General features: G+C 28.2%; 23 protein-coding genes and 2 other annotated features. Of the genes, 8 read left to right on the forward strand and 15 right to left on the reverse strand.

Translation table 11 applies throughout. From position 1 onward, the window contains the following. Window positions 1-376: 376 nt before the first annotated feature. The 4 genes from metG to CLPUN_RS18530 form a co-directional block, all read right to left on the reverse strand. Window positions 377-2,314, reverse strand: a complete 1,938-nt coding sequence (gene metG, locus CLPUN_RS18515) for a methionine--tRNA ligase (protein ID WP_077848719.1) — start codon at window positions 2,312-2,314, stop codon at window positions 377-379. 252 nt (window positions 2,315-2,566) lie between these two features. Then, window positions 2,567-2,811: a binding site (T-box leader), on the reverse strand. Between the two features lie 168 nt (window positions 2,812-2,979). After that, complete coding sequence (locus CLPUN_RS18520; RefSeq protein ID WP_077848720.1) at window positions 2,980-4,224, reverse strand: aminopeptidase P family protein; 1,245 nt, start codon at window positions 4,222-4,224, stop codon at window positions 2,980-2,982. Window positions 4,225-4,418: 194 nt separating this feature from the next. Further along, a complete protein-coding gene (locus CLPUN_RS18525; protein WP_077848721.1) occupies window positions 4,419-4,943 on the reverse strand; it encodes a spore maturation protein in 525 nt (174 codons plus the stop codon). 54 nt (window positions 4,944-4,997) lie between these two features. Beyond that, a complete protein-coding gene (locus CLPUN_RS18530) occupies window positions 4,998-5,573 on the reverse strand; it encodes a nucleoside recognition domain-containing protein (protein WP_077848722.1) in 576 nt (191 codons plus the stop codon). A 243-nt stretch (window positions 5,574-5,816) separates the two neighbouring features. On the opposite strand from CLPUN_RS18530, the gene CLPUN_RS18535 reads away from it, so the two are divergent. Then, window positions 5,817-6,002, forward strand: a complete 186-nt coding sequence (locus CLPUN_RS18535; RefSeq protein ID WP_077848723.1) for a hypothetical protein — start codon at window positions 5,817-5,819, stop codon at window positions 6,000-6,002. 356 nt (window positions 6,003-6,358) lie between these two features. Here the strand turns inward: CLPUN_RS18535 and CLPUN_RS18540 are convergent, their stop codons facing one another. The 3 genes from CLPUN_RS18540 to CLPUN_RS18550 all read right to left on the reverse strand — a co-directional run bounded on the left by CLPUN_RS18540 (window position 6,359) and on the right by CLPUN_RS18550 (window position 9,149). Further along, complete coding sequence (locus CLPUN_RS18540) at window positions 6,359-7,732, reverse strand: MATE family efflux transporter (protein WP_077848724.1); 1,374 nt, start codon at window positions 7,730-7,732, stop codon at window positions 6,359-6,361. Next, entirely contained in the window at window positions 7,725-8,168 is a 444-nt protein-coding gene (locus CLPUN_RS18545) for a MarR family winged helix-turn-helix transcriptional regulator (RefSeq protein ID WP_077848725.1), read from the reverse strand. Before CLPUN_RS18545 ends, CLPUN_RS18540 begins: the two co-directional genes overlap by 8 nt. Before the next feature lie 342 nt (window positions 8,169-8,510). After that, window positions 8,511-9,149, reverse strand: coding sequence for an NAD(P)-dependent oxidoreductase (locus CLPUN_RS18550; protein WP_077848726.1), 639 nt, complete (start codon window positions 9,147-9,149; stop codon window positions 8,511-8,513). A 165-nt stretch (window positions 9,150-9,314) separates the two neighbouring features. Between CLPUN_RS18550 and CLPUN_RS18555 the strand changes: the two genes are divergently transcribed. Next, the gene (locus CLPUN_RS18555) at window positions 9,315-9,761 is read left to right on the forward strand and encodes an Rrf2 family transcriptional regulator (protein ID WP_077848727.1); all 447 of its coding nucleotides are present in this window, start codon (window positions 9,315-9,317) and stop codon (window positions 9,759-9,761) included. A gap of 159 nt (window positions 9,762-9,920) precedes the next feature. On the opposite strand, the gene CLPUN_RS18560 is transcribed toward CLPUN_RS18555, so the two are convergent. Continuing rightward, window positions 9,921-10,919, reverse strand: coding sequence for a LacI family DNA-binding transcriptional regulator (locus tag CLPUN_RS18560; RefSeq protein WP_077848728.1), 999 nt, complete (start codon window positions 10,917-10,919; stop codon window positions 9,921-9,923). 245 nt (window positions 10,920-11,164) lie between these two features. Beyond that, the gene (gene ileS / locus CLPUN_RS18565) at window positions 11,165-14,278 is read right to left on the reverse strand and encodes an isoleucine--tRNA ligase (protein WP_077848729.1); all 3,114 of its coding nucleotides are present in this window, start codon (window positions 14,276-14,278) and stop codon (window positions 11,165-11,167) included. Between the two features lie 229 nt (window positions 14,279-14,507). Next, window positions 14,508-14,758, reverse strand: a binding site (T-box leader). 348 nt (window positions 14,759-15,106) lie between these two features. On the opposite strand from ileS, the gene CLPUN_RS18570 reads away from it, so the two are divergent. From CLPUN_RS18570 to CLPUN_RS18590, 5 genes are all read left to right on the forward strand, one after another. Then, a complete protein-coding gene (locus tag CLPUN_RS18570; RefSeq protein ID WP_242954185.1) occupies window positions 15,107-15,406 on the forward strand; it encodes a zinc-ribbon domain-containing protein in 300 nt (99 codons plus the stop codon). Beyond that, a complete protein-coding gene (locus CLPUN_RS18575) occupies window positions 15,396-15,773 on the forward strand; it encodes a DUF2085 domain-containing protein (protein ID WP_077848731.1) in 378 nt (125 codons plus the stop codon). The genes CLPUN_RS18570 and CLPUN_RS18575 overlap by 11 nt, the downstream gene beginning before the upstream one ends. A 64-nt stretch (window positions 15,774-15,837) precedes the next feature. Beyond that, the gene (locus CLPUN_RS18580) at window positions 15,838-16,146 is read left to right on the forward strand and encodes a zinc ribbon domain-containing protein (RefSeq protein ID WP_077848732.1); all 309 of its coding nucleotides are present in this window, start codon (window positions 15,838-15,840) and stop codon (window positions 16,144-16,146) included. Window positions 16,147-16,452: 306 nt separating this feature from the next. Then, window positions 16,453-16,758, forward strand: a complete 306-nt coding sequence (locus tag CLPUN_RS18585; protein WP_077848733.1) for a zinc-ribbon domain-containing protein — start codon at window positions 16,453-16,455, stop codon at window positions 16,756-16,758. Further along, on the forward strand, window positions 16,759-17,127 hold the full coding sequence (locus CLPUN_RS18590) for a DUF2085 domain-containing protein (RefSeq protein ID WP_077848734.1): 369 nt from the start codon (window positions 16,759-16,761) through the stop codon (window positions 17,125-17,127). It begins immediately after the preceding gene. Between the two features lie 129 nt (window positions 17,128-17,256). Here CLPUN_RS18590 and CLPUN_RS18595 read toward each other — a convergent pair whose 3' ends face one another. Further along, on the reverse strand, window positions 17,257-18,672 hold the full coding sequence (locus CLPUN_RS18595) for a sensor histidine kinase (protein ID WP_077848735.1): 1,416 nt from the start codon (window positions 18,670-18,672) through the stop codon (window positions 17,257-17,259). A gap of 3 nt (window positions 18,673-18,675) precedes the next feature. Next, window positions 18,676-19,359 (reverse strand): response regulator transcription factor, encoded by a 684-nt coding sequence (locus tag CLPUN_RS18600; RefSeq protein ID WP_077848753.1) that lies wholly within the window; start codon window positions 19,357-19,359, stop codon window positions 18,676-18,678. Between the two features lie 310 nt (window positions 19,360-19,669). Between CLPUN_RS18600 and CLPUN_RS18605 the strand changes: the two genes are divergently transcribed. Continuing rightward, on the forward strand, window positions 19,670-19,882 hold the full coding sequence (locus CLPUN_RS18605) for a (2Fe-2S)-binding protein (RefSeq protein ID WP_077848736.1): 213 nt from the start codon (window positions 19,670-19,672) through the stop codon (window positions 19,880-19,882). Window positions 19,883-20,219: 337 nt separating this feature from the next. On the opposite strand, the gene CLPUN_RS18610 is transcribed toward CLPUN_RS18605, so the two are convergent. From CLPUN_RS18610 to CLPUN_RS18625, 4 genes are all read right to left on the reverse strand, one after another. Next, entirely contained in the window at window positions 20,220-21,569 is a 1,350-nt protein-coding gene (locus CLPUN_RS18610; RefSeq protein ID WP_077848737.1) for an ABC transporter substrate-binding protein, read from the reverse strand. Between the two features lie 45 nt (window positions 21,570-21,614). Continuing rightward, window positions 21,615-22,436 (reverse strand): carbohydrate ABC transporter permease, encoded by an 822-nt coding sequence (locus tag CLPUN_RS18615; RefSeq protein ID WP_077848738.1) that lies wholly within the window; start codon window positions 22,434-22,436, stop codon window positions 21,615-21,617. Then, window positions 22,436-23,410 (reverse strand): carbohydrate ABC transporter permease, encoded by a 975-nt coding sequence (locus CLPUN_RS18620; RefSeq protein ID WP_242954186.1) that lies wholly within the window; start codon window positions 23,408-23,410, stop codon window positions 22,436-22,438. The genes CLPUN_RS18615 and CLPUN_RS18620 overlap by 1 nt, the downstream gene beginning before the upstream one ends. Window positions 23,411-23,790: 380 nt before the next feature. Continuing rightward, on the reverse strand, window positions 23,791-24,507 hold the full coding sequence (locus tag CLPUN_RS18625) for a 2-phosphosulfolactate phosphatase family protein (RefSeq protein WP_077848739.1): 717 nt from the start codon (window positions 24,505-24,507) through the stop codon (window positions 23,791-23,793). Window positions 24,508-24,650 lie beyond the last annotated feature (143 nt).

The raw sequence follows: 24,650 nt of genomic DNA on the forward strand, positions 1-24,650 counted from the left end.
TTTTTAAAACCTTGAAAGTGCTTTAAAACAACAGAATATCGTTTATACATTCGTACATTTTTAGTCTTTTTCATTGCTGATTCTAGTTCTAATATTGCATTTTGATTATCTTTTATAATAACCATTTAAATCACCTCACAAAATAAATCTAGATTTATTTTGTGCAAACTCATCGAATAATATAAAGCTGTTTTGCCAAGCTATGAATTTTATTAATTAGAACTTATATATTATATTATTTGACACGTAATTGACATAATTTTGTCGTAAAATTTAAATTGTAAAGTAGTTAAAGCATTATTATTTACCCCTTTTAACCATTATTATTTAATGGTTAAAGAACGTCTCACCCCCCTAAGTGAGACGTTCTATTTTTTTATCTTACTATACTTCCACTTTCAAGATCACCCGGATCTACTGCTTTTAATATACTATCATCATCAGCTGCAGCACATAAAATCATACCTTGTGATAATTCACCTCTAAGTTTTACAGGCTTTAAATTAGCAACTAATATAACATTTTTTCCTACTAATTCTTCTGGCTTATAGAAATTTGCAATTCCAGAAACCACTTGTCTTTCTTCTCCACCTAAATCTACTTTTAATTTTAACAATTTTTTAGCTCCCTTTATTGGTTCACAAGCTAAAACTTTAACTACTCTTAAATCAATCTTTTCAAAATCGTCTATTGTTATTTCTTCTTTTATTGAAGTAATTTCTCTCTTAGCTGTCTCTGATGCTGCCTTTAATGCTTCTAACTCTTGAAGTTTTTTATCAACATCTATTCTTGGGAATAAGTTTTCAGCCTTAATTACCTTAGTTCCTACTTTTGTTCCATCAAATGTTTTTAATGATTCCCATGAAACTTCTGCTGCATTGATTTGTTCATTAATCTTCTTAGCTGTATCTGGTAAGAAGGCTGAAATCATTACTGATGCAAATCTAAGGCTTTCAGCTAAATTATAAAGCACTGTTCCAAGTCTAGCTTTTTTGCTTTCATCTTTAGCTAATATCCATGGAGTTGTTTCATCTATATACTTATTAGCTCTTCCTATTAATTCAAAAACATATTCTAAAGCTTGTGGAATATTTAATTCATCTATTGCTTCTTCAATTTTTCCTGGTGCAGTTAATGCTAAGTTTATTAGTTCCTCATCAATAGCTTCCTTTTCAGTTTGTGCTGGCATTTCTCCACTAAAATATTTTTCAACCATTGCAACTGTTCTTGATAAAAGATTTCCTAAATCATTACATAAGTCTGAATTTATCTTCTTTATAAATATTTCATTATTAAATAATCCATCTGCTCCAAATGGGATTTCTTTTAATAGATAATATCTTACTGGATCTACTCCAAATTCATTTACAAGCACAACTGGATCTACTACATTACCTTTAGACTTTGACATCTTGCCACCATCAACAAGTAGCCATCCATGACCAAATACTTGCTGTGGAAGTGGTAAATCTAAAGCCATTAACATTATTGGCCAATAAATAGTATGGAATCTTAAAATATCTTTTCCTATTAAATGTACATCTGCTGGCCAGTATTTATCATATAGTTCCTTGTTATCTTGACCATATCCAAGAGCAGTTATGTAGTTTGATAATGCATCAATCCAAACATATACAACATGGCTTTCATCAAAAGTTACAGGAACTCCCCAATTAAAGCTTGTTCTTGAAACACAAAGATCTTGAAGACCTGGTCTTAAGAAGTTATTTAGCATTTCATTTTTTCTTGATTCTGGTTGAATGAATTCTGGATGATCTTCAATATATTTTATTAATCTATCAGCATATTTACTCATCTTGAAGAAATAAGCTTCTTCCTTTGATTTTTCAACTGGTCTGCCACAATCTGGACAGTTCCCATCTACTAATTGAGTGTCAGTCCAAAATGATTCACAAGGTGTACAGTACCAGCCTTCATAAGAGCTCTTGTATATATCTCCTTGATCATATAATTTCTTAAATATATCTTGAACAGTTTTAATATGATAATCATCAGTAGTTCTAATGAATTTATCATAACTTATATTCATCATGCTCCAAAGATCTTTAATACCAGCAACAACTTCATCTACATGCTCTTTTGGTGTAATTCCTTTCTCTTCAGCTACTCTTTGAATCTTTTGACCATGTTCATCTGTTCCTGTTAAGAACATTACATCGTAGCCTGTTAATCTCTTAAATCTAGCTAATGCATCAGCAGCTACCGTTGTATAGGTATTTCCTATATGTAGCTTTGTTGATGGATAATAAATTGGTGTAGTAATATAATATGTTTTTTTACAATCTGTACACATTACTTGTGTTCCTCCTTATTTTTAACAATGATAACTTTTTATTAAATTATTCATTGTGCTTTTACATCTGAAATTTAAATTTGATCTTTTATAAATTGGTGTACTTATTCTCCAAAAATTTAAAAATTCTTAGTTGTGCTTAATAAGTTTTTTATTGTGCTTCCCACTTTTTTCAAAGGTGCATATTCTGAAGAATATATTATAGTAGTTATTATGCATAAAAAAATCTCTATACAGGTATATTAAAACCTATATAGAGACGTATTATACGTGTTACCACTCTAATTCTTACTCACTTTACAACGAGTAACTCAGCAGGTGACCATCATCACCTTGCAATATAACGGTTGCCCCCGTATTCTCCTAACCAAATAAACCTTGGCTCAGAAAACATGCTCTAAGACCATCTTCATAAAATTCACAAACGCTAACTTTCAGCACATGTTAGCTCTCTTATAGAATGATTCTTTTATTACTCTTCTTTTCATTGCATTTTAATTTCTTTTAACATTATATATTGTATCTAATTTTTTTAATATAATCAATTGATTTTTTAAAATTGATTATTTATTCTAAATTTAACAATCTAAATTGTAAATAATTTCTCAAAATTCTAATCATTATTATTTAAATTTGGCTAATAAAAATTCTAAGTATCTTCTAGATTATTTCATAAATTCCTCAATGTCGCTAACATTCTTAATCATATCCTTAGTTAAAACTTCACACCCATCCTTGGTAACTAAAATATCATCTTCAATTCTTATGCCAATACTTTCTTCACCTATATATATTCCTGGTTCTACTGTAAACACCATTCCTTCAGCAAATGTGAAATTTCTTCCCTGTGGTTCTACATCGTGTGTATCTAATCCTAAACTATGACCTATGCTATGCCAATAATATTTTCTCACTTCATCCTTTTCTTTAATTATTCCTAATTTAATACATTCATCTGCTATTAAATCTGTTGCCCAAGTATTAAGTTCTTTATAATTAATTCCTGGTTTTATCTTTTCAATTACTGATTTGTTTACTCTAAGTACAGCTTCATAAACTTCCTTTTGTCTATCTGTAAACTTTCCATTCACAGGGAAGGTTCTTGTGATATCTGCGTTATATAAATTCCATTGTGCTCCTAAGTCAAAAAGAATTAAATCCCCATCTTTTAATTCACTATTATTTTCAGCATAATGAAGTATAGTTGCATTTTTGCCTGATGCTGCTATTGTTCTAAAAGCATAATCCTTGGCACCTCTAGTTTTACATTCAAAATCAAAATGTGCTTCTAGTCCATATTCCTTTATTCCAGCTTTTGAATTTTTCATTAAGGCTTTTACACCCTCAATTGTTATTTCTATTGCTTTTTTCATCTCTTCTATTTCTTCTGCTGATTTAATAATTCTAAGAGGTGCAATCTTATTTGAAAGATTCTTTACTATAACTTGTGGGTATTTATTTCTAATTTCTCTTCCAAAAATATTAGCTATAGAATCTACTTCATCAATAGCTTCTCTATCTAAATCTAAATATAAGGTTATGTTTTCTGCTCTATTAATCAATGTATGTATATGAGAATTAAAATCACTCATATATACAACATCTTCTATACCAGATATCTCTTTTCCTTCATTATCTCTTAAAGTCTTTCCATTCCACATTTCAGCTGCTAAATCTAAATCCTTTAAAAATAATTTTTCACTTGTAACGTCTTTAGATTTTGATAATAAAACTATATGTTCTTGTTCTTGAATTCCTGTTAAATAATAAAAATTTCTATTTGCAGTAAATTCATATAACTCATCGCCTGTTTTTTTAGGTGCCTTTCCTGCAAATAGTATTGCTACTGAATTATCTTCTATTGTCTCCATAAATCTACTTCTATTTCTTATATACACATCTTTATTCATAAAACTAGCCTCTTTCTTATTACAATATTTTCTTTAAATATAATACTCCAAAAATTCATACTTATAAAGGTTGATTAAAAATATAGAATATAAATAATACTTCTTCCGTAAACAAATTACAAATAACATTATATAATTAATTAAGAAAATTAAACAATACATATTCCTATCATTTAAATTTTATATTCTATACTTTAAATTATAAAAATATTTACCATAACAATAGCCATAATTATAGCTGTCATATCAGCAAAAACTGCTGCCCATAGAGTATGTCTTATTTTCTTTACCTTAATTGCACCAAAGTAAACGGTAATTGTATAAAATATAGTTTCTGTGCTCCCCATTACAACAGATGCTATAAGTCCAGTTCTTGTATCCGCTCCAACGCTCTTTATTATATCTGTGAATACACCAATTGCGCCACTCCCTGATAAAGGCTTTATTATTATTAAGGGTATAAGTTCTTGGGGTAATCCTATTAAGTTCCCAACTGGTGCTATTAAGTTATTTAATATATCCATTAATTTTGCTTCTTTAAATATCTGTACTGCAATTATCATAGCTAAAAGATAGGGAAATATTCTTAAGGTTACTTTTAATCCTTCCTTAGCACCTTCTATAAACCATTCATAAACCTTTCTCCCTTTAAACATTCCATAGGTTATAATAAGTAGAAATATTATGGGTATTATACTTTTACTTAAATAATTAAACATAATTTATTATTCCCCCTATAAAATTAATCATTATTTAATCCCTTATTATTTCTACTAAAAATATCGTTGTAATATCTTACAGCATATTACCCCAACAATAGCTGCTGTTGCTGTAGACATTACAGTTGGCAATATTATTATGCCCGGATTTATCGAATTACACGCAGCCCTTATAGAAATTATTGTAGATGGAACTAATTGAATACAAGTTGCATTTAAAACCAAAAAAAGTGCCATATCATTTGATGCAGTTTCTTTATCTTTATTAAGCTTATCCATTTCTTCCATAGCTTTAATACCAAAAGGTGTTGCGGCATTAGATAATCCCATCATATTAGCAGTTAGATTCATAACTATAGCTCCTAATGTCTTTTCATCCTTAGCTGCTTCTTTAAATATGCGTTTGAGAATAGGCTTTAATAGCTTAGATATTTTTTCTGTAAGTCCACTATTTTCTGCAACCTTCATAACACCACACCAAAAACACATTATCCCTGTAAGTTCTATAATAAAATTAACAGTGTTCCCAGATGAATTAATTATAGCTTTAGAAATAATTTCTCCATTTCCACTTATTAATCCAACTAAGATACCAAAAAAAATTAAGAAAAACCAAATATAATTAATCATCTTTATCTCCTATAGTATAATTATTCTTTACATTTATATTCCTTGCACTTATTTTTTAGTAGTGATAGGATATAATTACTAAATATAGTTATAGATTTTTATTTAATCTATAGTTAATAAATTTAAATATATATATGTTTTAATAAATAAACTACTTATACCTATTTACTGTATATGGCTTTAATGTAGCTAATTAATTAGAACTTATATGATACAAAATAATTATCGCGAGGAGAACTTTTCATGAATGATTTAAATTTAAAAATGGCTCAACAAGATGTTGAAGAAGCTTTAAAAACTGTAGAGGATATGGAAAAATTTATAAACCACAACGAACCTTCAAAGGAACAGTTAAAAGAAAAATTCATCAGTTTAACAGATAGAGTTCAAAAATTAGAAGATCTTTTAAAAAGTGAAGGAATCCTTTAAACTACATAAAACATAACTAATACTGATTTTTGCAAATGTACCTTAGTAAGATAGATTTTTTATATTATCTTATTAAGGTACGTTAAGAAAAGACTTGCAATATGGCTCACGCCGCAACCAGTAATACTATTTTTTAAATATCTACAATTAAACTTTGTTTATATTAATTAACAAAAATAGATAAATTATTCTTATCATTAATAAGAATATAACTTCTTGGCTAAACTTATTTATATATGATTCTATAAATTTATATAATACATGTTTCGTTTTAAAAGAATAAGGTTATCTCAAAATAATTTTGAAATAACCTTATTTTTATAAAGCTTTAATCTTCTTTTATTAAACATTAAAGTTTAATCCTCTAATATAATTCTTTTTTGTTCTTTAACTCTTACCGCTTCCTTTGACACCTTTAAAAATACAGTTATTGTGATTACTACTGATAAGAAATCAGATAATGCACCTGCAGCCCAGACTCCATCTAATCCCATGAACATTGGAATTATTATTAAGCATGGAACCAATATTATAACTTGCCTTAATAAACTTAAAAACATAGATATCTTAACTTTTCCAATAGATTGAAAATAATTAGTAACTATTATTTGACCTCCAACAAGTGGCATCATAATTAAAAATATTTTCATTCCATGTGAAGTTATTTCTATAAGTGATGGATCATTATTAAAAATTACAACTAATGCCTTTGAAAATCCTTGAATAACCACAAAACCTATTGTCACTATTATAGTTGCTGTAATTATTCCATATTTCACCGTTTGTTTAACTCTATCATGCTTTTCAGCTCCAAAGTTATAACCTATTATAGGCTGAAGACCTTGATTTAATCCAAAAATCGGCATCAAGAACACCATTGCCAAACTATTTATTATTGTCATTGCTCCTACTGCTAAATCCCCACCATATGTTTGTAAGGAATTATTACAAACTATTTGAACTGCACTTTGTGCTATTTGCATACTAAATGGACTTATTCCTATTGCAAAAATACTTAACACTACACTTTTATCAAGCTTTAAATTTTTTCTTCTAATTTTAAGGGTACTAGATCCCTTAGTAAAATAATATAAAATCCAAATACTGCTTATTATTTGTGCAACAACAGTTCCAAGTGCGCCACCTCTAACACCAAGATCTAACCCAAATATGAATATAGGATCTAAAATAATGTTTATAATAGCACTTATAAGCATAGATGCCATAGCTATTTTAGGACTTCCATCACTTCTAATTGAATGATTAAGACTGAAACTTATTAAATTAAATATACATCCTATAAATATTACTTGAATAAATTGTTCTCCATATCCTATAATATTTTCACTTGCTCCAAACATTTTTAAAAGTGGATTAGAAAATATAAGTCCAAATATGGTTAAAATAATACTTGTTATTATTATTAGTGTAAATGCATTTCCTAAATGCTTTTCTGCCCCTTCCTTATCATGTTGTCCAAGTTTTATTGATATTCTAGTAGCTGTACCAATTCCAATTAACATACCGAATGCCAGAATTACAAACATTAATGGCATAGTTATTCCAACACCAGCCATTGCAAGATTTCCTATTCCTTCTATGTGTCCAATAAATATTCTGTCTATTATATTGTATAAAGTATTAACTAGCATTCCTATAATAGCTGGAATAGAAAATTCTAATATTAACTTTCCAATTTTCATTTCACCTAATCTTTTTTGACTATTCATAAATGTCCTCCTTTGCAATTAATGAACTTTTTGATAATTTATTTAGCAAATTTGCCAACTGTTGAGATTCTTTCTCCGAAAGATATTTTCTAACTTCATTTTCCCACTCATCCATTATTGCATATACATCTTTTTTAATTTGTTCTGCTTTTTCTGTTACTTCTAATTTATAAGCACGCTTATCATTTTCCTTTTTTACTCGTTTTACATAACCTTGATCTTCTAGTTTTTTTATAGCTCTTGCAGTAGTTCCCTTATCTAATTTTACTTTCTGAGCTAATTCTTCTTGTGTTATTCCATCATGTTTATAAAGATTTATTAAAAATAAATATTGCCCCACTCCTATTCCAAATTTCTTAAACTTCTTCCCAAAATAGATACAGCTAGATCTATGAATTTCACCAATATACTTTCCTATTGCCTCGCAACTTTCCACATTACACCTCCTTTATTTATAAAACTACTACTCTTATTATATAAATCTTTACTCGTATTAGTTGCAATAACAACCATTTTATCACAAAATAGTTGCATCTGCAACTATTCTTATATTTAGTCCATTTTATAACTACATAACTAAAATTACATCTAAGCACCTCTATCAATTGCAACATTTACACACAAAAAATAGGAATGAAAGTTCTTTATAAAATTGAAAAACATACACTTAGAGAAAAAATTCCTCTTATATGCATGTTTTTCATTCATAAAAACTTATAATTATCCAAATAATATTTATATGATCCATTAATTTTTTAATTAATATTGTTTTAAATTATTAGTTCTCTCCAACAACTGAAACTTTTGCATTTTCATATTTTGGATTCTCAATTTCATCTAGCATTGCAATTGCATAATCTGCATAGCTTATATAGCTCTCACCTTTAGAATTTAATACTAAGATATCTTTTCTTGTTTTATAAGATCCTGTTCGCTTTCCATTTGGATCAAAAAATCCTGCTGGGCAAAGATAAGTCCATTGAATTCCAATAGTTTTTTCTAAATTCTCAAAGTTTTTTAACATTGCACTTGCGGTTGGCTTATAAGCTTCAGGAAAATCAGGTGTTTCTAAAAGCTTTACTGTTTTTGCTTCATCTACATATAAACTTGCTGCTCCTCCCACATAAAGTAATCTTGTATTTATGGCAACTTTAAATTCTTCAAATAAAGCTTTCCCAGCCTCTATGTGTAGGTTGCTTTTTTCTGGTGGCGCTCCAAATGCATTTACAACTACATCGAAAGCCTTAATATCATCTGCTTTTAATTCAAAGATATCTTTTTCTATTATTTTAACATTTTGATTTTCCACTTTTGTTGCATTCCTAACAATTGCTGTTACTTCATGTCCTCTTTCAACTGCTTCTTTTAATATAAGGCTTCCTGCCTTTCCATTTGCTCCAATGATCCCTATTTTCATTGTAATTCCTCCTAACTATTTTTACTTGTAACCACTTTTATTACTTGTAATAAGTATAGTTACAAATATATTGATTGTCAAGTAAAATTTTTATGTTATAATACATTTATAATTATTTAAAAAAATACATTAATGATAAACATGTTTAAAGGAAGGTGACCTAATATGTCCATTAGCAGCCGATTTTCCGTTGGAATTCATATTTTAACTCTTCTTGGCACCGATATAAGTGTAGTAAAATCATCAGAATTAATTGCTGGAAGTGTTAATACTAATCCAGTCGTGATAAGAAAAATTATGGGAATGCTAAAAGCTGCTGGATTGGTTAAAGTAAGACCTGGTATTGCAGGAGCTGAACTAACAAAAAATCTTTCAGAAATTACATTACTAGATGTTTATAAAGCAGTAAATGTTGTACAAGAAAAAGAATTGTTTAGTGTTCATGAAAATCCAAATCCAGCTTGTCTAGTTGGGCGCAATATTCAAAGCACAATAATTCCAGTCTTTTCAAAAGCTCAACAAGCATTAGAGAAAGAACTTGAAAATATAACACTAAAAGATATCATAACAGATATAAAAGAAAAAAATGAATTACAAAACAATAAATCTTAAACTTAATAAAAAATGCAGTCAATAATCTGCATTTTTTCTATACTCCAACTTGCTATTATATTATTTCATAGTTAAGAGAATTCTCTTAACTATTAGTGAAAAAAGAGTATCGCGAAATGATTAAAATTTAATCATTTCGCGATACTCCTTTTATTAAACTTATATTGTACTTTCTCTTTCAACTAATTCATGTTCTAAAACATAATGTGGTTCTTCTATTTCCTTTTTATTCAAAAGTTTAATAAGCATTCTCATTGCAACTGAACCCATGTCATAAGTTGGTTGAGAGATTGTTGTAATCTTAGGATAGAATATTGATGCAGCATAGTTATCATTAAATCCTATAACGCTTACATCTTTTGGAATTTTAATTTTATTATCTCTTAAAGCATTTATTGCACCCATTGCAATTTCATCAGATGCACATACTACACCTTTAAATTTCTTCTTTTCCTTTAAGAACTTTTGTATTCCTTCATATCCACTCTTAACCTTCATTGAACCAAAATAAATTAAATCTGGATTTATTTCTATTCCAGCTTCATTCATAGCATTTTCGTATCCAACATATCGGTCTCCCCAAGCATTCTTATTATCTTTCTCAGTTCCTATGAAAGCAATTTCTCTTATTCCTTTTTCAATTAATAATTTTGTGCTATCATAACAAGCTTTAACATTATCAATAGTTACACTTGGTAATGCTCCGTCTTTATCTTTTGTTTCAACTAATACGGTTTTTAAATCTAATTCATTGATTAGCTCTAAAATTTCTTCGTTTAGAGAACTACTCATATAGATTACACCATCAACCATTTTTTCTCTAAGTACTCTTAAATATTCTTTTTCTTTTTCAATATCAAGGTCTGAATTACATAATATTATATTGTAATCGTATATATTTGAAACATCTTCAGCGCCTCTCACGATTTCTGGATAAAATTGATTAGATATGTCTGGGAGTAAAATTCCTATTGTTTTTGTTTTTTGAGTTTTTAAACTTCTTGCGACTATGTTTGGTCTGTATCCAAGCTTCTTTATTGCATCTACAACTTTTTTCTTAGTGTCTTCATTTACTACATCAATATCATTTAAAACTCTAGAAACGGTTGCAATTGATACCCCAGCTTCTTTTGCAACATCCTTAATAGAAGTAGCCATCCTTATTCCTCCTTTGAATTTTTCTAGATAACTTCATTATACTAATATAATACCTCATAAATCAACAGAACTTACAATAATTTATTATTTTACTATAAGTTTTGTCAATAATTATAGTTTTTAATCTTAAATTTTTAAATTTATAAAATACCTTAGTTTATATTAGTATAACAAATTATATTTAGATTATAAAATAATATGACTAGGAACGTTAAGGGCATCCTTTAATTCCTAGTCATTAATTATCATCTTATAACTTCAACTGTCATATTTAATGTTTCACCATTTATAACTGTTTCTGAATAATCAGCTTCTCCATTATAAATAACTTCACAAGTTAAAGTTTCCTTCTTGATTGTTTCTTCAAACTTCTTAATAACATCTAATAACATATCATTATTTGCAACATAAAGTTTTATTTTATCTGCAACTTCAAAGCCCTTATCTTTTCTCATATTTTGAATCTTTGAAATAGTTTCTCTTACATGACCTTCTTCTTGAAGTTCTGGTGTGATAGTTGTATCTAGTACTACTCCTAATTCACCTTCTCCTGCAAATGCATATCCTTCTAATCCTTGCATTGTAACTAAAAGATTTTCATTTGTAAGAATTATTTCTGTTCCATTAACATTGATAGTTTCACTTCCACCATTTTGTATTTTTTGAGCTAATTCCATTTGATCTCTTTCTGAAATTGCATTTTTAATTTGTGGAATTAATTTACCGTACATCTTACCTATAACAGGAAGGTTTGGTTTTATTTCAAAGTTAACATATTTAGATAGATCAGCTCCGAGTTCAACCATCTTAATATTCAATTCTTCTTTTACAATATCTCCATAATATTCTGGAAGTGATTTTGTTGAAATAAGCATTTCTGAAAGCGGCTGTCTATTCTTAACATTAGCAGCATTTCTAGCACTTCTTCCAAGATTAACAAGTGTATAAGCCAAATCCATTTCTTCTTCTAAATTTTTGTTTATAGCTGCTTTATCAACTTCTGGCCATGTGCATAAGTGAATGCTTTCTGGAGCATTCTTATCAAGATTTATAACTAAATTCTGATAAATTTCTTCAGTCATAAATGGTACAAATGGTGATGCTATTTTAACTAAATTATTTAAGACTTTATATAATGTTACATAAGCACCAATCTTATCATCTGTTAATTCTTGTGACCAATATCTAGCTCTATTTCTTCTTACATACCAGTTTGATAATTCATCTGTGAAATCTTCAATAGCTAAAGCCGCTTGAGTAATTTTATAAGTATTTAACCCTTCATCAACTGTTTCAATTAATGTATTTAATTTAGATATAATCCACTTATCCATTACATTATCTGAAACAAAGCCTGCATAATCAGCTGGATTAAATTTATCTATTTCAGCATATAGAACATAGAATGAATATACATTCCATAATGTTCCCAAGAATTTTCTTTGAGTTTCTGCAACATCATCTATCGAGAATCTTGTTGGTAACCATGGAGCACTTGCAGTATAGAAATGCCATCTTGTAGCATCTGCTCCTTGATTGTTCAATACTTCAAATGGATCGACAACATTTCCTTTAGATTTAGACATCTTAAGTCCCTTTTTATCTAATACGTGGCCTAATACTATACAGTTTTCAAATGGATTTGTATCAAATAAGCATGTTGATAAAGCCATTAATGTATAGAACCATCCTCTTGTCTGATCCACAGCTTCTGATATAAATTGAGCTGGAAAATTCTTTTCAAATTTTTCTTTGTTTTCAAATGGATAGTGCCATTGTGCAAAAGGCATTGATCCTGAATCAAACCAACAGTCAATTACTTCATTAGTTCTAGTCATTTCCTTACCACATTCAGAACATTTTATCTTGATTCCATCAACATATGGTTTGTGTAATTCAATTCCCTTACAATCTGTAGTTGCTTTTTCTTCTAATTCGGCTCTGCTTCCGATACATTCTCTATGACCACATTCACATTGCCATATTGGAAGTGGTGTTCCCCAATATCTATCTCTCGAAATACCCCAATCAATGACATTTTCAAGGAACTTACCAAATCTTCCTGTTCTAGTGTTATCAGGATACCAGTTTACTTTATTATTATTTTCAAGTAATTTATCTCTCATTTGAGTCATTGCAACAAACCAGCTATCTTTGGGATAGTATAATAGTGGTGTATCACATCTCCAACAATGAGGGTATGAGTGAAGATGTTTGTGTTTATTAAATAATTTATTATTTTCTTCTAAGTAATCGCAGATGCTTTCATCACACTTCTTAACAAATTTCCCCGCCCATGGAGTTACCTCTGGAACGAAGTTACCACTTGCATCTACTAAATTTACAAATGTAATACCATTTTGCTTTGCAACAAAACTATCATCTTCGCCATAAGCTGGTGCAATATGTACTATCCCAGTACCATCTGAAAGTGTTACATAATCTCCATGAATTACTACAAATGCTTTTCCTTCAACCTTAGCAAAAGGTAACAATTGTTCATATTCAGTACCTAGTAATTCTTCACCTTTATATTCTCTGATTATTTCATGTTCTTTATCTCCAAGAACTGTTCCTATTAAGTCCTTAGCTAATACATAAACCTCATCACCAACTTTAACATCAGCATATGTGTAAGCTTTATTTATACATAATGCTAAGTTAGATGGTAATGTCCAAGGAGTTGTTGTCCAAGCAAGAATATACTTGTTTTCATCTGATTTAACTTTAAACTTAGCTGTTGCAGTTAAATCTTTAACATCCTTATATCCTTGAGCAACTTCATGAGATGATAAAGCAGTTCCGCATCTTGGACAATAAGGCATTACCTTATGACCTTTATATAGCAAACCTTTATCCCATAATTTCTTTAATGCCCACCATTCTGATTCTATATAATCATCATGATAAGTTACATATGGATCTTCCATGTCAACCCAATATCCTATTTGATGAGACATTTCTTCCCATAAACTCACATATGAAAACACACTGTCTTTACATTCTTTAATAAACTTTTCTACACCAAAATCTTCAATTTGTTCTTTTCCAGAAATACCAAGTTTCTTTTCGATTTCTAATTCAACTGGAAGACCATGAGTATCCCATCCAGCTTTTCTTATAACCTTATATCCCTTCATAACTTTGTATCTTGGGATTATATCCTTCATTACTCTTGTTAAAATATGACCAACGTGAGGTTTTCCATTTGCTGTTGGTGGTCCATCATAGAAAGTAAAACACTCCCCATCTTGATTTAAATCAAAATTCTTCTTTATAATGTCTTTTTCATTCCAAAGCTTTGCAATATCTTTTTCCATATTTACAGTGCCTTTTGACGAATCTACTTTATTATACATTTAATTTTCCCCTTTCATTTTCAGTTAAAAGTTAACAATTACCCATGAACAGTTAGGATAAAATTATGTTCCAATTTTTAATACAAGTTTTTCTCGTTAAATTATCTTTAATATCACTAGATAAATCGTTTGTTCATAGTTAATTTTATTATTTTTAATTTTATATTTTATCAGCCCTTGGACTGCAAAAATTCTCTAAATCTATTTTTATACAAAAAAAGACTCCATCCTACAGGACGAAGTTGAATTCGCAAACCACCTAAGGTTAACATTTAAATAAAAAATCAAATGCTATATTTCAAGTACATACATACTCTATCCTTTAACGCAGGCTCTTACGTGATGACTTATTTAGCAAAGCTTTGCCTTTCAGTATCCAACTCCTAGGTGATTTTCCCTCAAATTTAATATAGCTTTCCACCATACAGCTACTCTCTAAAATTAATTACCTAAGGTACTTTTCCTAATCATAGTCTTTTATTGTAATAATTATATATTAATGATTTTTAAAAGTCAATTAATAGTGAAATATTCGTCATATAATTTCTGATTAATTTATAATAATAATATCTAAATTCCTTACATCTTATTATATAATATTTTCTAATTTTTAAGTAATATATATCGAAATAATAAATCTACATCTAAAAACTTGTAATTATAATCATATTCAAATGATTTATATGTAGAAATATAATTGCAACATATATATTTAATTTTTTTAGTTGATGTATTACTTATTATACAATTAATATATATATTTACGTATAGCTAACTACAATGTTATACTATGGATATAATTCCAAAAAATAATTTAAGGAGTGAATAATGATGTTTTGTAAAAATTGTGGACAAGAAATAAACGATAATGCTGATATGTGCATACACTGTGGGAGTGCTACTGGAAAAAATGGTTCTTCTTTAAATTCTGTAGACAATCCTTCTCATATACCAGGTGTAGCTGGATGTTGTTTTCCTATAGTTGGTATAATATTATACTTTGTATGGAAAGATAAAAAACCATTAAGTGCTAAGTTAATAATCAAATGGACTTTAGCTGGTATTGCTCTTAATATAATTTTCACTATAATATACGTTCTTATAGCTGTTATGGCAAATGTTTATTAATTATAAGACAATTTTAAAATACATATTTTTTTGTCATAGGATGCCAGAACGATCATTCTTTTTTAGAGGACGCCAATTACCAATATGTGCTAGATGCACTGGAATTTTAATAGGTTATGTTATTGGAATATTGTATTTGATTTTTTATAATAAACTAGGTTATATATTCGAATTACTACTTATGGTACCTCTACTAATTGATGGAATCGGTCAATATCGTGGATATTTTGTAAGCACTAATATTAGGAGATTAATTACTGGAATCTTAGGGGGAATATCTCTTATATGTCTATTAAGAATTATAATTGCACTATGGCTAAAAAGTCTACAATGGGCACAAGATTATATACTTAGTCTATTGCGCTAATTATAATATTTAAATTAAAATATTATAATTTAATACTAAAATATTACAGGAGTGATACATAATAATGTTTTGTAAAAATTGTGGACAAGAAATAGATAATAATGCTGATGTGTGTATATATTGTGGTATTGCTACTGGTAAAAGTGAATCTCCTTTTAACAAAAAAGATGTTCCTTCTCACTTACCAGGCCTAGCTGGCTGCTGCTTCCCATTGGTTGGTATAATATTGTACTTCTTTTGGAAAGATGAAAAACCTAGGAGTGCTAGTTTAGTTATTAAATGGACTTTAGCTGGCATAGCCTTAAGTATTATTTTTTCTATTTTATATGTTTTATTCATAGTTTTATTGGGAGTTTTAGCATCTTATTATTAAGTACTTAACTTATTATAATTTTATATTAAGCTAAACAAAGGTGATTATTATGTTTTTCAACATTTTAATCATCTTTTTAATTTAACATATGTTGCAATAATAATTTTTAAATAAAACCATATTAGCATATAAAACTAATTTCACCATATAAACTTAATTACAACAGATATACAATAATTTAAATTTTAAAGTTGGTTCATACATTTACATATTTACTCATAACTTCTATTGATGATATAATATTTCCATTAATTATTAATAAAAAATCAGTTATTTGTTAATAAAAAATTTAAGGGGGATTTATTAATGTTTTGTAAAAATTGTGGACAAGAAATAGACGATAATGCTGATGTATGTATACACTGTGGGGTCGCTACTGGTAAAAGTAATTCTTCTGTAGGTGTAGACAATCCATCTCACTTAGCTGGAGTTGCATCATGCTGCTTCCCAATAGTAGGAATAATCTTATACTTTATGTGGAAAGATGAAAAACCTCAAAGTGCTAGCTTAATATGTAAATGGATGATAGGGGGAATTGTTGCTTGGATTGTATTCTACATATTAACATTTGCACTAGGTTTCCTTGGAAGTCTAGCATCTCTATCATATTAGATGTTTAATTACCAAAAGATTTTAAAATACATGTTCTTTTGTCACCAGTTACCAGAAAGATCTTTTTTCTTTAAAGGTCATCAATTTCCTATCTGTGCACGCTGTACTGGAATATTGATAGGTTATATTATTGGAATTATTTATATACTTACATTTAGATATTTACATATCTTCTTAGAGTTACTATTAATGGTTCCTCTTTTAATTGATGGAACAGGACAATATCTTGGATACTTTAAAAGTACAAATGTTAGACGGTTAATCACTGGAATTTTAGCTGGCATATCAACTATATGTTTGTTTAGATTAGCATGCGTTTTAGGTTTGCAATCTGGACGTTGGTTTTATAATAATATAATAACTAAATAGTTATTATTTATATAACCTTAAGTGTTTAAAAATTATTATATGTTGATGTGTAGTAATTTCTTATAATAATAAAGCTATCCTCATAAATAGAAACTAAAATCAATTTCTATTTATAGGATAGCTTATTCTTTATTTTATTATCTTAGGAATTATTAATATAAATTCAGAGCCCTCTCCATATTTAGAATTTACCTTTAACTTAATTCCAAAATTCTTTGAAATAGATTTTAATAAACTAAGTCCAATTCCAGTTCCGCTAATATTCTGCCCTCTTACTACTTCACTCCTATAAAATCTATCGAATATGCGTTTTTGTTCTTCTTCTTTAATTCCTATTCCATTATCCTTAACTGTTATTTTTACATGTTTATTTATATCCTCAACGCTTAAAGTTATTTCTCCATTTTCTCCGGTATACTTAAATGCATTTTCAATCAATATTACAACAGCTCTCTTTATCTTATCATAATCCCATTGAACAAGTATTTCTTCTTTAGGTTTATTTACATTAAATTTTTTTTCTTTAATTTCTGCTAAATCTATATAGAATTCACTCAAATCCTCAATAAAATTATTTAATTTTAAATTAGTTATATTGACTGCTAGATCTAAATCCTCTTTAGACAACAACAATAAGTCGGTATTTAGTTTTTCTAAACCTCTTACTTCTGTCATCATCTTTGAAATATGTTCAAAGTGATCATCTATAGTATCCCCCCAGGAATGAGCTAGCAATTCTAATTTTCCTTTTATTACAGCTAATGGCGTTCTCATTTCATGAGATGCATCTTGAACAAAATAAATCTGCTTTTCATAAGCTTCTCTAATTGGCTTTACTACTCTAGCTGCAAGATAAGTTGAAAGAATTGTAGCAATTATAATCAATATAATTAAACTTACTATAATTGAAGTTTTTAACCTATTTAAAGAATCTACTTCAGAATCAATATTTGCAAGCACTTGTATTTTATAATCTCCATTATGTATTATAATTCCTCTGAAACTATGCTCATCAAGTGTTAATGTAACTACCTCATTTTCTGCACTTTGTGGAAATACTGGTAAATCATCTTCTGTAAAATATAAAGTTTTACTCATAATTTCAAAAGTATCATTTTTATATATAATAACAATTAAGTTAGGGGGAATTCGCATGAACTTTCCATTTGGCTTTCCTTCAAAACCTTTAATTTGACCTTCCTTTTGATCTTCGAATTTATTAGACATCTCATTTTTTTGGTCCCCTTCCACCTTAGTTATTGCTTCCGGTTGACTGTTTGATGGTTGAGTTTCATTTTGAATTTGTGCCTTATTTTCATGAGCATTAAAATTACCTGAGTCAAAAATTCCCTTATAATCAAAATTAAAAGGTTGTTTAGTTATAAAATCCTTCTGTTCTAAAATCTGATGATCAACATTAACTAATACCTTAGAGGAATATAATGCATTAGTTATTATTGCGAATATAATCAAACATGAAAATACTACACTTGTACTTATGGCTATAATACTTTTCTTGGTCTCTAAAAATATATCCTTTTTCATATATTAATCCTCTATACTTTCATCCAATAAATATCCCATGCCTCTTTTAGTTATAAGATATTTACCAAATCCAAAAGCACTTAGCTGCTTTCTTAGTCTGCTTATATATACTTCGATTATTTCAGTTGCAGCGTCGCTATTATATCCACATACATTATCAAATATTTGTTCCTTAAATAATAATACCCCTTTATTTATAACCATATATTCAAGAAGTTTATATAATTTTTCATTTAATTCTACTTCACTTTCATCTATATAAACTCTTTTGGTTTTCATGTCTATCTGCATATTTTTGAATTCAAGGATATTAGGTTTCTTAACCTTTCCCATACTCTTTAAAATTGAATTAATACGAGCTTTTAATTCTTCCATAAAAAATGGCTTAGTTAAATAATCATTAGCACCTAAATTAAACGCTTTAAGTTTATCTCCAAGTTCTTCTTTTGCTGTTAATATAATAACGCCTGTATTCAAGCAATTCTTAGACGTATACTTTAAAACATCAATCCCGCCTATTCCTGGCAGCATAAGATCTAATATTACAACATCATAAGTGTAAACACCTAAGTATTCAACAGCATCTTCACCATTATATACAGCCTCAATTTCTACTTCACCATTAAAATATTCGACTATATTTTGACTTATTTCTATATTATCTTCAACAAGTAATACTTTTATCATTAATTTCACCCCTAATACAAAATTATAAAATCTTAAATAATTTTCTATAATTAAATTTATAATAATTTCTATAACTTTACTATAATTATATAATAGTTTTCTTAATGGTTGCTTAATTTTCTTTATATTAATTATCATTATTCTAATTTTTCATTTTAATATAAATATATTTTTAATAATTAATTTCAGCTATTATATATTAATATTCATTACTAAATAACAAAGTTTACTTATGAGAATACAAACTGTATAATTTAATTATGAAAGATACATTCTTTCATAATTAAATTATAAATTAGGAGATGTTTATATGGATAATAACTTAAATGAAGCTGTTTTAGATAAATTAACAAAGACTTGTACTTGTAAATTAATTACTCGTGCAAAAATTAAAGAGGTTATTAAAAATGGTGCTTTAACCTTAGAAGAAGTTCAAAAAGCAACTGGAGCTGGCAGTGGACCTTGTAAAGGGAAGAATTGTTCTCCACGAATAAATGATTTATTAGAAAAACTTAATAAATAATATTATGTTTTAAAAAATATTCTGCATTATAGTTAGTTATTGTCACTTAATTTTGTTGAAGACTTAAAGTTGCACTATATATATCATTTCTTTCCTTAAAAATGCTCCTTTCATAGTCACAGTTTTTTTATTTTAACTGTATCTATAAAAGGAGCATATAATTTAATTATATATCTACTGTTCTATTTTTTTAAGTTTATCTTGATATTTGGTGATTATTGGATCGCCGTCAATTGAAATACTTCATTAAAATGCTTTAATTGTATTTTCAGGATATTTCCCTAAGAAACCTCTATGTGCAATATTTAAACTTCTTTTAATAAGATTCTTAACCTATCTATTTATTAGTCTTATTATATTTCTCAATTGCAATATTTGTTGTTTTTGCAGCGTTTTCTAAAGCCTGTTCTTGAGTTTGTTTACCATTAAGCATATTTTCAATGTTTGTTTCAATTGCAGCTCTAGCTTCTGGAAATACTCCAAATAAAGCACCTGCTGACTTTGGAGTTGATGCGTGCAATTGATCTACAGCTGTTTGGAATTGAGGATATTTTGCTAAATTATCCTTAACCATTTGAGTATCATATGCTTTCTTAGTTACTGGGAAATATCCTGTATTTACATTCCAATATGCTTGTTGATCAGCAGAAACCAAGAACTTTATAAATTCCCAAGAAGCTTGTTGTTTTTTCTCATCTTTATTGTCCATTATCCAAAGAGATGCACCACCAATTGAAACTCCACCTTTATCTGAATTACTTACTGAAGGCATATACCCAGTTCCTACTTCAAACTTGCCATTAACCCCCTTTAATACTGAACTTAAAGATGATGTTGAATCTATATACACTGCAGAATTTTCCGCTATAAATGCATTTCTAGTATCAGCAGTCTTTCTTCCAAAGTTACCCACATCGCCTGATTCAACCAACTTTTTCCATTCATTTAAAAGAGTTAATCCACCACCATTTTTTTCATAATCTACAGCAGTTGCATTACCACTTCTTCCGTTTGCATTATTAGCATAATCCTTCTCTTGCTTAAGCATAAATTGTTCAAAAAACCATCCATATATAGCCATTGAATAACCATATTGAGTGACCTTTCCAGATGCATCTTTCTTTGTAAGTTTCTTTGCCATATCTTCAACTTCTGCAAGAGATTTAGGCGGTGTATTAGGATCTAAGCCTGCTTCTTTAAATGCATTCTTATTATATAAAAGTATAGGTGTAGATGAATTAAACGGCATAGAATATAACTTATTATCAACGGTATAATAAGCAAGAAGATTTTCTTCTAAACTTAAAATGTCATATTTTTCTTTATCAACGAAATTTTGTATCGGAACTATTGCCTTACTATCTATCATGTATTTAGTTCCTATATCATAACATTGCATAACATCTGGTCCTGAATTATTTGTTTGAGCACTTTTTAGTTTATTTAATGCATCATCATATTCGCCTTGATATTGAGCTGTTACTACTATATCCTTATGAGTATCATTAAAATCTTTTACAAGTTTATCTAAACTTGTTCCTAAATTATCACTCATTCCATGCCAGAAAGTTATTTTTGTTGGTTCATCATTAGTTTTTGATATACCTTCAACTTTACTGCTACACCCTGCAATTAACGATGTTATAACCATTGTTACCACTATAGCTGATATGATTCTTTTTTTCATAAATAAAGCCTCCTAAAATTAAATAAATTTTGAAATTAAACTTTACTATCCTTTTACAGCACCTGAAGTCATTCCTTGAACAAGTTGTTTTTGACCTAATATAAATATGAATATTGAAGGAATTAAAATTATAATAATTCCTGCTAATATCATTCCAAATGATTGAGCTTCTGAAGATTGAAGCATACTTATACCAATTTGAACAGTTCTCATTTCCTTTTTACTTGTTGTTAGTAGTGGCCACATATATTGATTCCAAGTTGATAAAAAAGTATATATACCTAAAGCTCCAACTATAGGTTTTGAAACAGGCATGAGAATTTTACAAAAAAATTGAAAACTTGTGCATCCATCAATGACTGATGCTTCTTTAAATTCTCTAGGAACTGTAAGAAAAAATTGTCTTATCATAAATATTCCCATGGCTGAAGTTAGAAATGGTATTATCATTCCTGCATATGAATCAAGCATATTCCAGGAACCTATAGTTAAATAATTTGAAATTATTACTCCTTCGCTGGGAATCATCATTGTAGCTATCATTGCCATAAATAAAATTTTTTTACCTTTAAACTCATAAAATACAAACGCATACGCACTAAGACTTGAGGTTAATATTTGTCCTATTGTAACTGCTGTTGCAACTATAAAACTGTTTATAAGAAAAGTGAATACTGGTATTGTATTTAATACTTGCTCATAATTTCCTAAATAAAATCCTTTAGGCAAAAGATTTATAGGTGTAGTAAACATTTCATCAGGTGTCATAAAGGAAACTGAAAGTGCATATAATATAGGTACAATTATTACTAAACCTACTACTATATTGGTTATAGTTAATATGACTTTATTTCTTCTACTTCTCATTAAGAATAATGCACTCCTTTCTTTTCAAATTTAAATTGAATTGATGCAATTACAAACATAATAACAAATAATATAATTGATTGAGCTGAAGCCATATCAAATCTTCCATTAAAGAAGGCATCTTTATAAATTGAATATACCAATAAATTTGTTGAAGTTCCTGGCCCGCCAGCAGTCATTATCTTTACCTGTCCAAAAGATTGAAATGAATTCATAATATCCATAAATACTACGAAAAATAATGTAGGTGAAATCATTGGTATTATAATTGTATGTAACTTTCTAAAATATCCAGCTCCATCAATAGAAGCACTTTCAAATAATTCTCTTGGAATGTTTTTCAAACCTGCATAAAGAAATATAAAATTTACCCCTATATTCATCCATGTAGTTACAAATGAAACTGAAAACAATGCCCAATTTGGATCTACTAACCATCCTATATTTGTTTTAAATATGTTATTAATTAAACCTATAGTTGGATGAAACATTATTGACCATATTATTGCTGCTGATGCTGATGATATTGCCATGGGAACTGAAAACATTATATTCGCTGCTTTTGCAAGTTTAACTTTATTATTTGCAAGCAAAGTTATGAAAAATCCTATTAGCAAAGATGGAAGTGTTGTATAAAAAACAAATTTCAAAGTAATTATTAAACTATTTACAAACTCTACTGAAGTCAATATATCAATGTAATTTTGAAATCCTACAAATTCTACAAACCTGCCTCTAGCATCAGTAAGTTCCATACTTAAATACATAGTTTTAAAAAACGGATAATACATAAATAAAGTAAATAAAATTATAGCTGGTAGCAAAAATAAATATGGCTCTAATTTTCCTTTAAGAGTTGCTGAACCTTTTTTATAAACTACGAACGATAAATTCTTTCCTAAAGAACTTACTTTTATTTCAGTTATTTCAACTGGCAAAGATTCTAAAACATTAACACTAGATTCTTTCATCATTTTTTACCTCTTTCTCATTACTTTATGACTTTCAATAACTCATTATATCTCTCTATTGTTAACACCAAATAAGGTAATAGTTAATTAAAATTAACCAACGTTAATAATTTTTAACAACAAATATAATATAAAAAAATAGGAGATTAAAAAAACTATAAATCATCCTCTCTCTTTTAAATCAAATTGTAGTTAACAAATTCTAACCACTTTGTTTTATTTTTAGAAGATGATTATTGATTTTCTCAAATCTCCACCACTAATTATTCAATTAATTTTAGTTACGTACTCCAAATGAAAATATATTTTTTCCCAACTCAAATATCTTTCTATATCAAAATTCCACAAATTACTTTTACTCACCATATAAATTCTATTCTAAATTATTTTAAAATTATCTTCCCATCATAATATTCAGGTACTACATCTATAATGCTTTTTCTAATACAATACTCAATATCCTTCTCTAATTCTAAAGATTTCATAACAGAATAATGTGTTGCCTCTTTCACATAACTTAAAATATCTTTATGTCCTTCATATACCATACTTGCTGTCTTTGCTATATCTGTAAGCTGTAAATCTTTATTAGACTTTAACATTTCATTAATTATATATCCACCGCAAATATAGTCATCCATTGAAAAATTGCCATTTGTTCCTGCATTAATAATAACCACATCATCATTTATTTCAATCAATCTTTTAGCTACTGTTTTTGCATTTATCATAGCAGCTATTAATATTTTTTTAGCTGTGGTTGATTTTGTAAGTGTTCTAGTTCCATTTGTTGTTGTCATTAATACAGTCTTATTTTCTACTCTTTCCTGTGTATATTCTAATGGAGAATTAGATAAATCAAAACCTTCTATTTTAACAGCCCTTCTCTCTCCACCTAATATATAACTCTCTCTATTAAGTTTCTTAGCATGTTCTAAAGTTTCTTCAATTGTTAAATATGGAATGACCTCTTTACATTTATTATTTAATGCTGTAATTATTACGGATGTTGCTCTGAACATATCAATCACAACTACCACTTTATTTTCAATTTTACTTTCACTTATATCATCTGCTGATATTATAATATCAACTTTCATTTGCCTCTCTCCCTTTATTAATAAAATTGAGCTTAAAGCTTTCTTTAAAGTAATTATTCAAAATAAATCATTATCTTAAAGAAATTCAACTCGTATACGTAAATCAACCAAATTATAAAAAATAAATATATAATATTTACTAA

The organism is Clostridium puniceum (assembly GCF_002006345.1).
Taxonomy (GTDB): Bacteria; Bacillota; Clostridia; order Clostridiales; family Clostridiaceae; genus Clostridium; species Clostridium puniceum.

What these genes read in the sequence shown, in the direction of transcription:
- CLPUN_RS18575 (WP_077848731.1), top strand. Translation starts at nt 15,396, where the DNA reads ATGTTTATTAATTATAAGACAATTTTAAAATACATATTTTTTTGTCAT.
- metG (WP_077848719.1), bottom strand. Translation starts at nt 2,314, where the DNA reads ATGTGTACAGATTGTAAAAAAACATATTATATTACTACACCAATTTAT.
- CLPUN_RS18530 (WP_077848722.1), bottom strand. Translation starts at nt 5,573, where the DNA reads ATGATTAATTATATTTGGTTTTTCTTAATTTTTTTTGGTATCTTAGTT.
- CLPUN_RS18535 (WP_077848723.1), top strand. Translation starts at nt 5,817, where the DNA reads ATGAATGATTTAAATTTAAAAATGGCTCAACAAGATGTTGAAGAAGCT.
- CLPUN_RS18570 (WP_242954185.1), top strand. Translation starts at nt 15,107, where the DNA reads ATGATGTTTTGTAAAAATTGTGGACAAGAAATAAACGATAATGCTGAT.
- CLPUN_RS18580 (WP_077848732.1), top strand. Translation starts at nt 15,838, where the DNA reads ATGTTTTGTAAAAATTGTGGACAAGAAATAGATAATAATGCTGATGTG.
- CLPUN_RS18560 (WP_077848728.1), bottom strand. Translation starts at nt 10,919, where the DNA reads ATGGCTACTTCTATTAAGGATGTTGCAAAAGAAGCTGGGGTATCAATT.
- CLPUN_RS18555 (WP_077848727.1), top strand. Translation starts at nt 9,315, where the DNA reads ATGTCCATTAGCAGCCGATTTTCCGTTGGAATTCATATTTTAACTCTT.
- ileS (WP_077848729.1), bottom strand. Translation starts at nt 14,278, where the DNA reads ATGTATAATAAAGTAGATTCGTCAAAAGGCACTGTAAATATGGAAAAA.
- CLPUN_RS18590 (WP_077848734.1), top strand. Translation starts at nt 16,759, where the DNA reads ATGTTTAATTACCAAAAGATTTTAAAATACATGTTCTTTTGTCACCAG.
- CLPUN_RS18615 (WP_077848738.1), bottom strand. Translation starts at nt 22,436, where the DNA reads ATGAGAAGTAGAAGAAATAAAGTCATATTAACTATAACCAATATAGTA.
- CLPUN_RS18525 (WP_077848721.1), bottom strand. Translation starts at nt 4,943, where the DNA reads ATGTTTAATTATTTAAGTAAAAGTATAATACCCATAATATTTCTACTT.
- CLPUN_RS18605 (WP_077848736.1), top strand. Translation starts at nt 19,670, where the DNA reads ATGGATAATAACTTAAATGAAGCTGTTTTAGATAAATTAACAAAGACT.
- CLPUN_RS18620 (WP_242954186.1), bottom strand. Translation starts at nt 23,410, where the DNA reads ATGATGAAAGAATCTAGTGTTAATGTTTTAGAATCTTTGCCAGTTGAA.
- CLPUN_RS18585 (WP_077848733.1), top strand. Translation starts at nt 16,453, where the DNA reads ATGTTTTGTAAAAATTGTGGACAAGAAATAGACGATAATGCTGATGTA.
- CLPUN_RS18540 (WP_077848724.1), bottom strand. Translation starts at nt 7,732, where the DNA reads ATGAATAGTCAAAAAAGATTAGGTGAAATGAAAATTGGAAAGTTAATA.
- CLPUN_RS18550 (WP_077848726.1), bottom strand. Translation starts at nt 9,149, where the DNA reads ATGAAAATAGGGATCATTGGAGCAAATGGAAAGGCAGGAAGCCTTATA.
- CLPUN_RS18600 (WP_077848753.1), bottom strand. Translation starts at nt 19,359, where the DNA reads ATGATAAAAGTATTACTTGTTGAAGATAATATAGAAATAAGTCAAAAT.
- CLPUN_RS18520 (WP_077848720.1), bottom strand. Translation starts at nt 4,224, where the DNA reads ATGAATAAAGATGTGTATATAAGAAATAGAAGTAGATTTATGGAGACA.
- CLPUN_RS18595 (WP_077848735.1), bottom strand. Translation starts at nt 18,672, where the DNA reads ATGAAAAAGGATATATTTTTAGAGACCAAGAAAAGTATTATAGCCATA.
- CLPUN_RS18625 (WP_077848739.1), bottom strand. Translation starts at nt 24,507, where the DNA reads ATGAAAGTTGATATTATAATATCAGCAGATGATATAAGTGAAAGTAAA.
- CLPUN_RS18610 (WP_077848737.1), bottom strand. Translation starts at nt 21,569, where the DNA reads ATGAAAAAAAGAATCATATCAGCTATAGTGGTAACAATGGTTATAACA.